The organism is Candidatus Eremiobacterota bacterium, assembly GCA_031082125.1.
Lineage (GTDB): Bacteria > Vulcanimicrobiota > CADAWZ01 > CADAWZ01 > Ess09-12 > Ess09-12.
In genome coordinates this window covers 13,006-24,099 of the sequence record JAVHLM010000035.1, presented here as the reverse complement: position 1 = coordinate 24,099, position 11,094 = coordinate 13,006, and the positions used below count along the sequence as shown (strand labels likewise).

Here is an 11,094-nt window from a genome sequence, read left to right as displayed (position 1 = left end):
TTCATGAAAGTAGTAGCTTTCAATGGCAGCGCAAGGAAAGACGGCAATACGGCCCTCATGATCCGCCAGGTATTCAGTGAGCTTGAAAAGGAAGGAATTGAGACGGAGCTCGTGCCTCTTGCCGGCGAGCGCCTGAGGGGCTGCATCGCCTGCTACCAGTGCTTCAAGAGGAGAGACAGGCGGTGCGCCCTCGATGATGATATCATCAATGAATGCATAGGGAAGATGACGGCCGCCGAGGGGATTATCCTCGCGTCACCCACCTATTTTGCCAACGTATCCACCGAGATCAAGGCCCTCATCGACAGGGCAGGGATGACCGCCAAGGCCAATGATGACATGCTCCAGAGGAAAGTGGGGGCGGCAGTGGTGGCAGTCCGCCGCGGCGGGGCAATCCATGTCTTCAACTCCATAAATCATTTCTTTTTTATCGGCCAGATGGTAGTCCCGGGCTCCATATACTGGAACATGGGCATCGGCATGCATAAAGGTGATGTGGAGGGTGACGATGAAGGCATGAGGACCATGAGGATCCTCGGTATCAACATGGCCTGGCTTTTGAAAAAGCTCCATGTCTGAAGGCTTCTGCGGCTCAAAATGAGCCTTCAATACCGGTTATCCGCTCCGAGGCAATCTGGGATGCCTCGGAGCCCGGCCACTTCCTCACGATGCTTTTGAGGCATTCCACGGCCCTGTCAGGAAGATCAAGCTTGCTGAAATACAAATCTGCCATCCTGTTGTAGATGCTTATGGCGATAGGATCCTTTCCCGCCTTCTCTGCAGCCTTGCCAAACTCCTCAACGGCTTTTTGATGCTCGTGCAGATTGACGGCATAGATCTCGGCGATTTCAAGGTATATCTGGAAATCATCAGGATGGGCCTTGAGAAGCTTTCGGTAAGAGTCTATGGCCTCCCTGTAGTTCTGGTTGTGGAGGTGGCGCATGGCAGCCTCGACATGACTTGCAGAATCACTGTACCTGTGCTTCTGGAAATACTCCTTCACCGTCATCATCTGCGTGAAGAAATTGGAGCAGAACACGGCAAAAAGTGATGCCACCGGCATTGCCGCAATGACTATGAGGGGAAAGTTCATCAGGTCGTTCTTGATGAATGCCATGAGCTGGGCGATAAAGGCTCCAAATATGGCGATGTAGAGAAGTCCCATAAGAAGCGAGGCATTCTCGTGATCGGCATAATAGCGCTTGAAATAAACGGCGCCGAAGGCCAGCAGGACAAGGTAGGTGATCCCGCAGGTGACGGGATGGTAAAGCACCTGCTCCACAGGACTCATGAACGGGGTACCCCGAAAGTTTTGCTCATATTATTCTTATTCGACAGGGAATGGCTTTTTCTTGCCTCGTCACGAAGGGATAAGGGAGGGGGGCTTCCCTTCGGAGGGGGAGCACCCGGAGGCAAAGAATTTCTCTCAAAGCTCCTTTTTACAGGCAGGTGAACCAGAGAAGGTGAATTCCCATTGATGTCTAATTTCTAGTGGTTCTGAATCTGAAGCAGCAGAGATAAAGGGGGAGCGACTCTATGAATAAATGGCTGCACAATATGGCAACAGTTCTGCTCATTACGGCATGCTGCCTTACAATGGCACTGTGTCCCGCCTATGGACAGAACCATCTCACCTTTGATGACGTCCTCGCCGTGATGGAGACGACGAAAAGCGAGTTTTACCGCCCCATTGACGGTAAGGACCTCGTGGCGCCATTTCTGAAGGGGATGCGCGAAGCCGCTGTCAACATGGGATTTGACGATCTCCTCTCCGGCATTGCCGTCACCGGCACCATCAAGAATGATGTCAGCGCCATAAAGGCTGCTCTTGAGAACGCGCAGCTCTCCCCCCGGGCCATGAATCACATATTGATTCATGGGCTGAGCACCATGCTTTCATCGCTTGGCGACGAAGGCACCAAGATCGAGCGCCCCGAGCGCCATTACATTTCACTGAAGGAGATGGGCTATGACAAGGGCGGCGCGGGGTTCTTCCTGGACGACAAGAAGGATGAAATGGGGCGCTTTCCAGTCATCGAAACCCTTCCAGGCTTTTCTGCCGAAAAATCGGGAGTACAGACCGGGGACAGGATTGAGAGGATAGACTATTACCCGGTGAAAGACCTCACGTACAAGCAGATTGCCGACCTGATCCGCGGGCCCATCGGCACCGAGGTGAGCATCACCTTCTCAAGGCCGGGCGAAAAAAAGCCGAGGACCATAAAGATAAGCAGGAAATGGCTTGCGCCGAATTTCAAGTCCATTGATACCGAGCTTATGGAGGGCTCCATACTGTATATAAGGGTAAAGTTCCTGGGAGAGAACCTCCCTATCGAGCTTTCAGAGGTCCTGAAGCAGCACGAGGCAAAGGGGGCGAAAAAAGTCATCCTTGATCTCAGGAGCAACGGGGGCACCATGGAAGGAGCAGTGGAACTGGCAGGGAGCTATCTGCCCAAGGGCACCATCCTTTACAGCAAGGTGAACAGGAAGGTGAAGGAAGTGTTCCGATCCCTCGGCGAGCCCCAGAAGACTTTCCCCATGGCCATTCTTTTGAATGAAAAGAGCGGGAGCCCCTCCATTCTCGTCGGGGGCATACTCCAGGACTACCAGAAGGCCCTGATCGTGGGAGCTCAGCCCGAGTGGCATGAAACAGTCGATGAGACCCATACCCTTCCCAACGGGTGCTACTACACGGTAACGACGGGGTACTACATCCTGCCCAAGGGCAGGACGCTCATCAATGCGAACGGCATAAAGCCTGATTTCACCGTCAGTCAGAGTCCTTTGGTCCGTTACCGCCACGGTGAAGACCGGCAGCTCCAGAAAGCCCTGGAAGTGCTGAAAAAAAATTAGGAGAGAATGATGAACCTCCAGGAAAGCGAATCTGCCTCTTCTCCGAAGCTCTGCCCCAAGGTGATCATCGAGGGGGCCCGCCTTACCCTCAAGACCGAAATAGCCTTTGAGCTCTCCGAGAACTCCCATTTCGTGGGGCAGCGCAAGTACCGCTACCATTCGCCGATCATTTCCGCTGAGTGGACAGCCTTCACCGATTTCCCCGGCGGCAGAGGCCTGATAAATTTTGAGCCCCACGAGGAAGAGCGGGCCCTGGAAACCTACCATATCTGGGAGAGGCTCTTTGAGCTCCTCCGCTACTATTCCTGGATAGTGGACCGCTTTCACCTCTCAACAAGAATGTACCAGATGAGAACGTACGGCAGGGACTACGACTTTTCCTGGCTGGAGAAGAGCCTGTGCTCCCTCGGGTTTCACCTGGTGTTCTGTACCAGGGATGCCCCTTCATTCGAGGAGATAAAGAGGCTCCGGAGCATCAAGTCGGGGGGGCCTGAGCAGTATTACCAACTGGAGACCTTTCTCGATGAGCAGAGCTTTATGAAAAGGCTCGTGGCGGAATCTGCTCTGCCTCTTCTCGAGCTTGACGTGTCGGATAATGACGCAAAAAGGGCTGCCGGGAAGATAGTTGAGTGGATGGACCGCACGGGGGGCCTCAGGACTCCCTGAAGACAAGCATGAAAAGAGGTAGTGAGAATGAGTGAAAAGATCCGCGTGGCAGTGTTGTTTGGCGGCGCATCGGGCGAGCACGAGGTGTCCCTGGTCTCTGCGGCATCAATAATGGATGCCCTCAGCAAGGAAAAGTACGAGACACTGCCGGTGGGCATCACGAAGGAGGGCCGGTGGTTCACTGGGGGCGATCCCCTGCAGATCCTGAGAATGGGCGAGTCTGACGGGGTCACTGAAAGGGCCTTCATGTCGCCTGATCCCGCAATGAAGGGGATAGTAGTGCTCAGGGAGGCCGGGGGCAATGAGCTTGCCTTTGACAGATTCATCCCTGTTGACGTGATATTTCCCGTGCTCCATGGGCCCTTCGGTGAGGACGGCACTGTCCAGGGCCTCTTCGAGCTCTCGCGCATTCCCTACGTGGGCGCCGGCGTGCTTGCCTCATCGTGCGGCATGGACAAGATCGTGATGAAAAAGCTCTTCCGTGAGGCGGGCCTCCCTGTCGCGGAAGGGGTGGCCTTCACCAGAAACGAGTGGAAGGAGAGAGGCATCGAGATCATGGTAAGGCTTGAAGAGGAGCTGGGCTATGACTTCTTCATCAAGCCGGCAAACCTTGGCTCAAGCGTGGGCATCTCGAAGGCCCACAACAGGGAGGAACTCACCAGGGGCATCGATGAGGCCTGCACCTTTGATTTCAGGGTCCTCGTGGAGAAGGCGGTCCCCCTGGCCCGCGAGGTCGAGTGCAGCGTCCTCGGGAACGAATCGCCCCTCGCATCGGTCCCCGGCGAGATCATCCCCTGCAACGAGTTCTATGACTACGAGGCCAAGTATATCGCGGGCAAATCCCAGACCCTCGCGCCGGCAGACCTGCCGGCGGAGGTCTCAGAGAAGATAAGGGATCTCTCGGTGAGGGCCTTCAAGGCCCTGCAGTGCGAGGGGATGGCCCGGGTGGACTTTCTGGTCGAGAAGCTCTCGCACAGGATTTGCCTGAACGAGCTCAACACGATCCCCGGCTTCACCTCCATCAGCATGTACCCCAAGCTCTGGGCGGCATCGGGCGTCTGCTACCCCGACCTGATTGACAGGCTCATCAATCTCGCCTTCGAGAGAACGGCGGAGAAGGAGAAGACCCTCACGTCAATGGCGCTTGAGAGCGACTGGTATAAGAAATAGCGCTGTATAGAGAGGCCAGGGGCAATTCTCCTCTTCAGCAAACATTTTGAGATTGTCTCTACAGGTGTACCGGAACACAGACAATCTCTGTTTGCCGGGAGAATTGCCCCTGGCCTTCTCTCCAGTTACTTCACTTTTACGGAGAAGACGTAGGGGATGGACCTGTTTCCGTCCTTGTCCCAGGCGCTCACGATGAAGCGGTGCTGGGTGCCGGGGAGCTTGATGGGAAAGCCATAGTGGAGCTTGAAGAAGCCGTTCTCATCAGCCATCACCTCGATGGCGCCCTGGGCGCCCGAGGGCACATTGGTGCCGAAGCTCCCCATGAAGCCTGTCTGGGGGGCAATGGAAACCTTGGCCCCCGGCCGCGTCTTTCCCTCGATATCAAAATAGCTGTCCACCTTTGAGTCATTGAGAGGTTTCATTATACGGACCTTGAAGAAATAGCCTGCTATTTTCACAGGCTTCTCAGCCTCATAGTCAGTGGCGCTCCCCTCCCTGGAGGTAAACCTGGCGGTGATTTTCTCGTTCTTGAGAGTATCGTCACGGCTGACCCTGTATTTTCCTTTGTAGAGCCCCGTTGACTCCTCCTCCATGGCAATACCCTGTTTCAGCGAGCCGATGCTGAAAGAGGCCTTACCCCCGGGCTCGGCCTTCAGGCTCACCTCGAGCATGTCGCCCTCAAAGAGGGTGTCAGCGGCATTATGAGTGAGACCGCTCTTCACCGTCTCCTTTGTCTTTATGGTAAAAGACCACTCATACCTGAGGGGATCGCCTTCGCCCCTGTCATAGAGAACCCTGATGGTATTGGTGCCTTCAGGGAAGCGGAATGAAGGCTCCAATGAGACCGACTGGGGAAGGGAGAGGCATTTCCACGAGACATCCTTGTCGTTGAGAAAGACTTTCAGCTTCCCGGGATTGAGCTCTTCCTTTTTGGCAAGGGTGAAATAGATATACACCGTGGGCTTTTCCTCTTCCACGACGGCGCCGGGGGCCGGCGTAACCCTGTTTATCTCAATGGCTCCCGCACCGCCTGCAGTAGAGAGGAGAAAAATGACCGCGACCAGTAAAAGCAGGAGAACTCTTCCCAGGTGATTACGGCTTCCGCCGCTTCTGCCGTGCATGAATCCCACCATTTCCCCCTCCCTTCCTGCTCCTGGCTCCTCATTTGTTACCCTTGCAGAAAGACCGATATTCCAAGAATTCATCCTTGTCAATGGTGAAATCCTTCATGGCGCTCTGGAAATCCCGAGCGGCAATAGCCTGTCGCTCTGCAGGAACAAAAGAAGTGCTGTAGAATCATGATAAAATCTTTTTGCTTGCCAGGATTATCACCTGGAACCCGTCATGACGAGAGATGGGTCACCCTTTGTCCCCGGATTTCTCGAAATATGGGCACTTAATATGAAATATCCTCAGAAGGAGTTGAACAATGGAGAAAAGGGTAGTGATTACGGGAATCGGCCTCCTTTCCTGCGTGGGAAACTCTCTCCCCGCGTTCTGGGATGCCATAGTAAACGGCAAATCAGGGATCGATATCATAAAAAGCTTCGACGTGACAAATTTTGACGTGAGAATAGGCGGCGAAGTCCGGGATTTCAGCCCGGAAGAGCATATCAGCAGAAAAGATCTCCGCAAGATGGACCGGTATCTCCAGTTTGCAGTCCTTGCAGCGAAATATGCCATAGATGATTCAAAGCTGATCATCGATGACGGCAACCGCGAGGATATTGGTGTCTGTATAGGCTCGGGAATAGGGGGCATGCATACCCTGGAGGAGCAGCATTCCATCCTGCTGGATAAAGGCCCCGACAAGGTAAGCCCCTTCTTTATCCCCATGCTGATCTCAAACATGGCATCAGGCCATGTGGGTATCCGCCACGGGATAAAAGGGCCCAACCTGAGCATCGTGACGGCCTGCGCCACCGCCGCCCATTCCATCGGGGAATCGTGGCATATAATAAAGCGGGGCGATGCGAACGCCATGATAGTCGGCGGCTCTGAAGCCACCATCTCCAAGCTCGCCTTTGCAGGCTTTGCCAACATGAAAGCCACTTCCACGAGGAACGACGAGCCGGCAAAGGCATCGAGGCCCTTTGACGCGAAGAGAAACGGCTTCGTGATGGCCGAGGGTGCAGGCGTTTTTGTCCTTGAGGAGTATGAGCACGCCCGCGCCAGGGGTGCCCATATCTATGCCGAGCTCGTGGGATTCGGCATGACTGCCGATGCCCATCATATTACGAACCCTGAGCCTGAAGGGAATGGAGCCGCAAGGGCAATAAAGATGGCGCTCAGAAAAGCGGGCGTGAAGCCGGAAGAGATAGGGTACATCAATGCCCACGGCACTTCAACGCCGGCAGGAGACAGGGGAGAGACCATGGCCATCAAGAGCGTTTTTGGCGACCATGCCCGCAAGGTGGCTATAAGCTCATCGAAGTCGGTGATGGGCCATGCCCTCGGCGCCGCCGGCGCCCTGGAATCGGTGGTCTGCATCCAGGCGCTCAGGACTGGTATTCTCCCGCCCACGATCAATTATGAGTTCCCTGACCCTGACTGTGATCTCGACTATGTTCCCAACGTGGCCGTGAAGCGGGAGATAAGCTATGCCGTCAACAACAGCTTCGGCTTCGGAGGGCAGAACTCAGTCCTTATCTATAAGAAGTATGATGCATGAGTCTCTTGATGAAGATGCACTTCCATTCCTTGAGAAGCTCACAGAGCTCCAGGAGGCGCTGGAAATTGAGTTCGGCGACCCTCTCCCGCTCCTGAGGGCGCTCACTCATGACTCCTATTACCGGGAGTCGTCACCCCCATGGGGAAGTAACGAGCGCCTTGAGTTTCTTGGCGATTCAGTGCTTGGAATGGTGATAAGCCACCTGCTTTACCGCAAGTACCCCGAATCCCCTGAAGGCGTCCTGGCCCATATGAAGGCCTACCTCGTGAGCACCGAGTTTCTCTCCTCCATCGCGAAAAAGCTCGGTCTGGGACATTTTGTGATCCTTGGCCGCGGCGAGGAGCTCACCGGGGGAAGGGAGCGCCCCTCGGTCCTCACCGATGCCTACGAGGCACTGCTTGGCGCCGTGTATATCGACAGGGGCCTGGAAATGGCAGAAAAGCTCATCACATCGCACTTTATCGATGCCTTCGACGAGGTGCCGGACGTGAGAAAGAACTCCAAGAGCCTTCTCCAGGAGCATACGCAGAAATACTACAAGAGCCTTCCTCTCTACTCGGTGGTGAAAGAGGAAGGGCCCCCTCACCAGAAGACTTTTTTCGTGAGGGTCAATTTCAGGGGCGAGGTCCTCGGGGAGGGGAGCGGCGCAAGCAAGAAGGAGGCGGAAAAGGTGGCTGCCGAAATGGCTCTCAATTACATGAAGTCATACCTTGACAGCGGGCTCTCAGGCTCCGACGGGAATGTCAAAGAAGAGGAATAGCGGGGAAAGGCCCCTCACGGAAAACAGGATTCATATAGCGGTCAAGGTGCACCCGCGCTCCGCCAGGGATGAGATAGCGGCCTTCAAGGACGGAGTCATCCACGTGAAGCTGAGGGCCCTTCCGCAGGAGGGCAGGGCCAATGAGGCCCTCATTGAATACCTTGCCTCTTTCCTCGGGATAAGAAAATCTGATATCTCCCTTGTGAGGGGAGCCCGGGCAAAGGACAAGCTCCTGGCAATAACGGGAGTTGCCATGGACACCCTCATCAGGAAAGTGACTGCCGTGAAAGGGCAGGAATAGCCCTTCATGTGAAGAATATTGGAGAAGTGGGAGTTTTCTCCTGGGCTTGGAAATGCTCTCTGAAGACTGCACAAAATATCTATTATAAGGTGGTGTAGCATGAAACGTCCGTCTCTCCAGTTCTCAGTGCCATGCCTCGAAGTTGTGGAAGATGAGAAGGGGCCGCCCAGCTTCAGCAGGATATTCTACGAGCTCCCCTTCCCGGAGTTTCCCTTCAAGTTCCCCGGGAGAGGCTTTTTTATCGCCAACGGCTGGTGCAACGGGCAGGGCAACTTTGCCCAGGAGATGAAAATACTGAATCCCGATAAGAAGTCTGCCCTCATCGGCACAGGGAAGCAGCCTTTTGATCTCAAGGAGCTGGAAACGCCCTTCATGGCCATCAATCTTTTCCAGGACGTGATGTTCCCCCAGCCCGGCACCTACTGGATACAGATATATCTCAGCGATGAGCTTGCGCTGGAATATCCTCTCGTGGTGCGCAAGGCCGAAGGCCCTGCAGCGGCAAAGCAGCCGGCAGCCAAGGCGGAGAAGCCTCCCCAGGCGAAGAAGAGCCCTGAGAAGTCCTCAGGGATGGGTGCCCAGATGGGTAATATCGCCCCGGGCCCCAAGAAGCGCTGAGATTCCCGGCGAAGGATTAGTGAAAACAAACAGATGCATCGTAGTGGAACAGGTTCTGCTACGATGCATTATTTTCTGCTCCCTCCTTGTCCTTCCTGCGGCACCCGTCGCGGCTTCAGAACAGGAGATATCGAAGGCCGTGAAGAATTTTTTCCAGTGCTTCTCGCAGAAAAAATATGAAGCCGCCTATGACTATTTCTCCCTCGCAGTAAAGCAGGAGATTCCCTTCCCGCGGTTCAGGGAAAAAGCGGCTGACATAGAGAGCGCAAAGATCGTGGATATCAGGATCTTTGACAGCGACTGTTACCTTGCCAAGATGAAAGTGAAAGCGCGGATCCATATGCGGTATGAGGGAAAATATTACCATGCCCTCTACGGGGGCACCTGTGATCTTCAGCGTGAGAAGAACAGGTGGAAGCTCGCCTCTGTGAAGCTTTCCCCCCTTGAGCAGAAGGAGATCCTGAAGGGCAAGCCTATAAATTTCAGCAGGGAATAACTGCGGAGGGTAACGAGGTGAAACTTAGAATATTTGTCGCCATACTGGCTCCCTATCTTCTCATCCTTCTCCTTGTCTCCCTCGCCATGGCCTTCTCTTTCCAGCGCGTCGAGCTGGCACTTACCGCGACCATGATAAAGCATGAGTATTCAAGGCTGGTGGGCGAGCTCGAGACCATTGTGACCAACCAGGAGGAATATGATGCGAAGCTTGCTTACAAGATAAGGTATTACAAGGTGGGCAGCCTCCTTTATGCATGGCTTATGGGCCGGGATGGCAGGGAAGTGGCCTTCTCGGAATACAGGAAGAACATGGAGCCCCAGAGGCTCATCGAGGAAAAGGAGACAATCCTCCCTTATGTAAAAGCCCACCTGCCCTCGGGAGAGAAATATCTTGAACAGAAGAATACCATCAAGGTCATCAATTACTGCGTAATTGAGCCTTCGGACTTTGTCCTCATCATGGTGGCGGAGATACCCAGGGGTGATCTCCTCTCGTCAAAGTACGTCTTTCACTTCTGGATTGTGGTGCTCTTTCTTTTCCTTGTGGGATTCATATGGAGCTATTGCGCCGCAGGTCTTCTCTCTTCACCGCTCTCACAGGTGGCTGCCTGGAGCGCCAAAGCCTCGGCGGGAAGCGAAGAGAAGCCTCCCGTGACAGGCGATCCCGACCTGAAGGTCATACTCTTCTCTCTTGGCGCACTTATGGCAAAGCTCCATGAGAGGACCGCCTCGGATCTCAATCAGGTGACAAGCCTTCCCGGCAACGCCACCCTGGAGAAGATGCTTTTTGACACCATTGACACCAAGCGGCAGTTCGCCGTGGGGGCCGTCGATATCAACAACTTCAGCTCCTTCAACCACCGATACGGCTTCAAGAAGGGCGACGCTCTCATACGCTTCCTGAGCACCACCATATGGAGCGCCCTGAAGGAGAAAGGGGAGAAGGATGACTTCCTGGCCCACCTCGGAGGAGACCGCTTCGTGTTCATCACTTTCTCGGAGAGCGTCGAGGAAATCTGCAAGGCCATCATCAGGGATTTTGACGATCATGTCCCCCTTTACTACGATGAAGCCGACAGGAAAAGGGGCTTCGTGCTGAGCAAGAACAGGCTGGGAGAGATCAACAAGTTCAGCTTCGTGAGCCTCTCCATAGGGATTGCCACCAATAGAAAGCGCCCCCTCATCCACCCGCTCCAGATTGCCCATATCAACAATGAGATCAAGGAGTACCTGAAGAAGATAGAGGGAAGCTCTTTCCTTGTAGACAGGAGAATAATCGAGAGAGAGGGGCCCTTCGGCGCCACCCTCGAGGAAGCCGCCCCCGAAGAGTCAGGGGAGCAGACCGCCGGGCAGGAGAAGCAGGGGGAGGACCCAGGCTTCGGGCAGAAGCCGACGCAAGCCGATGGAGCGCTGGCTGCACCGCTGGAAGAGAAGAAAACCGCCGAGCTCCCCGGTGACGATGCCCCGCCGCCGGCCTGAAAATGGTCCCGGACAGAAACCGCCTTCACTTGAAACCAAGGTAATTCTATGCTATGATCCAGGTAAGAAGCTGAATAA

General features: G+C 54.7%; 12 protein-coding genes. 10 read left to right on the top strand and 2 right to left on the bottom strand.

Translation table 11 applies throughout. The features are described from left to right. Window positions 1–3: 3 nt before the first annotated feature. Window positions 4–579, top strand: a complete 576-nt coding sequence (locus RDV48_26970; GenBank protein MDQ7826474.1) for a flavodoxin family protein — start codon at window positions 4–6, stop codon at window positions 577–579. 13 nt (window positions 580–592) lie between these two features. Here RDV48_26970 and RDV48_26965 read toward each other — a convergent pair whose 3' ends face one another. Next, window positions 593–1,291, bottom strand: a complete 699-nt coding sequence (locus tag RDV48_26965; GenBank protein ID MDQ7826473.1) for a tetratricopeptide repeat protein — start codon at window positions 1,289–1,291, stop codon at window positions 593–595. A gap of 245 nt (window positions 1,292–1,536) precedes the next feature. Between RDV48_26965 and RDV48_26960 the strand changes: the two genes are divergently transcribed. From RDV48_26960 to RDV48_26950, 3 genes are read left to right on the top strand one after another with little or no spacing between them, the layout of a single operon-like run. After that, window positions 1,537–2,853, top strand: coding sequence for a S41 family peptidase (locus RDV48_26960; protein ID MDQ7826472.1), 1,317 nt, complete (start codon window positions 1,537–1,539; stop codon window positions 2,851–2,853). Between the two features lie 6 nt (window positions 2,854–2,859). Further along, window positions 2,860–3,519: a hypothetical protein gene (locus RDV48_26955; GenBank protein MDQ7826471.1), complete on the top strand. Its 660-nt coding sequence runs from the start codon at window positions 2,860–2,862 to the stop codon at window positions 3,517–3,519. Window positions 3,520–3,546: 27 nt separating this feature from the next. Then, complete coding sequence (locus RDV48_26950; protein ID MDQ7826470.1) at window positions 3,547–4,689, top strand: D-alanine--D-alanine ligase family protein; 1,143 nt, start codon at window positions 3,547–3,549, stop codon at window positions 4,687–4,689. Window positions 4,690–4,814: 125 nt separating this feature from the next. Here RDV48_26950 and RDV48_26945 read toward each other — a convergent pair whose 3' ends face one another. Beyond that, window positions 4,815–5,822 (bottom strand): hypothetical protein, encoded by a 1,008-nt coding sequence (locus RDV48_26945; GenBank protein ID MDQ7826469.1) that lies wholly within the window; start codon window positions 5,820–5,822, stop codon window positions 4,815–4,817. Between the two features lie 296 nt (window positions 5,823–6,118). Between RDV48_26945 and fabF the strand changes: the two genes are divergently transcribed. The 6 genes from fabF to RDV48_26915 all read left to right on the top strand — a co-directional run bounded on the left by fabF (window position 6,119) and on the right by RDV48_26915 (window position 11,016). Continuing rightward, window positions 6,119–7,360: a beta-ketoacyl-ACP synthase II gene (fabF, locus tag RDV48_26940; GenBank protein MDQ7826468.1), complete on the top strand. Its 1,242-nt coding sequence runs from the start codon at window positions 6,119–6,121 to the stop codon at window positions 7,358–7,360. Then, window positions 7,350–8,120: a ribonuclease III gene (gene rnc / locus RDV48_26935; GenBank protein ID MDQ7826467.1), complete on the top strand. Its 771-nt coding sequence runs from the start codon at window positions 7,350–7,352 to the stop codon at window positions 8,118–8,120. Before fabF ends, rnc begins: the two co-directional genes overlap by 11 nt. After that, entirely contained in the window at window positions 8,101–8,421 is a 321-nt protein-coding gene (locus tag RDV48_26930; protein ID MDQ7826466.1) for a DUF167 domain-containing protein, read from the top strand. Before rnc ends, RDV48_26930 begins: the two co-directional genes overlap by 20 nt. A 99-nt stretch (window positions 8,422–8,520) precedes the next feature. Continuing rightward, window positions 8,521–9,039 (top strand): hypothetical protein, encoded by a 519-nt coding sequence (locus tag RDV48_26925; GenBank protein ID MDQ7826465.1) that lies wholly within the window; start codon window positions 8,521–8,523, stop codon window positions 9,037–9,039. A gap of 19 nt (window positions 9,040–9,058) precedes the next feature. Beyond that, window positions 9,059–9,535 carry a hypothetical protein gene (locus tag RDV48_26920; protein MDQ7826464.1) on the top strand — a complete coding sequence of 159 codons (477 nt, stop codon included), beginning with the start codon at window positions 9,059–9,061 and terminating at the stop codon, window positions 9,533–9,535. Between the two features lie 17 nt (window positions 9,536–9,552). Beyond that, window positions 9,553–11,016, top strand: a complete 1,464-nt coding sequence (locus tag RDV48_26915; GenBank protein MDQ7826463.1) for a diguanylate cyclase — start codon at window positions 9,553–9,555, stop codon at window positions 11,014–11,016. Window positions 11,017–11,094 lie beyond the last annotated feature (78 nt).

Coding starts and splice junctions, on each gene's coding strand:
- RDV48_26970 (MDQ7826474.1), top strand. CDS start 4: ATGAAAGTAGTAGCTTTCAATGGCAGCGCAAGGAAAGACGGCAATACG.
- RDV48_26965 (MDQ7826473.1), bottom strand. CDS start 1,291: ATGAGTCCTGTGGAGCAGGTGCTTTACCATCCCGTCACCTGCGGGATC.
- RDV48_26960 (MDQ7826472.1), top strand. CDS start 1,537: ATGAATAAATGGCTGCACAATATGGCAACAGTTCTGCTCATTACGGCA.
- RDV48_26955 (MDQ7826471.1), top strand. CDS start 2,860: ATGATGAACCTCCAGGAAAGCGAATCTGCCTCTTCTCCGAAGCTCTGC.
- RDV48_26950 (MDQ7826470.1), top strand. CDS start 3,547: ATGAGTGAAAAGATCCGCGTGGCAGTGTTGTTTGGCGGCGCATCGGGC.
- RDV48_26945 (MDQ7826469.1), bottom strand. CDS start 5,822: ATGGTGGGATTCATGCACGGCAGAAGCGGCGGAAGCCGTAATCACCTG.
- fabF (MDQ7826468.1), top strand. CDS start 6,119: ATGGAGAAAAGGGTAGTGATTACGGGAATCGGCCTCCTTTCCTGCGTG.
- rnc (MDQ7826467.1), top strand. CDS start 7,350: ATGATGCATGAGTCTCTTGATGAAGATGCACTTCCATTCCTTGAGAAG.
- RDV48_26930 (MDQ7826466.1), top strand. CDS start 8,101: ATGTCAAAGAAGAGGAATAGCGGGGAAAGGCCCCTCACGGAAAACAGG.
- RDV48_26925 (MDQ7826465.1), top strand. CDS start 8,521: ATGAAACGTCCGTCTCTCCAGTTCTCAGTGCCATGCCTCGAAGTTGTG.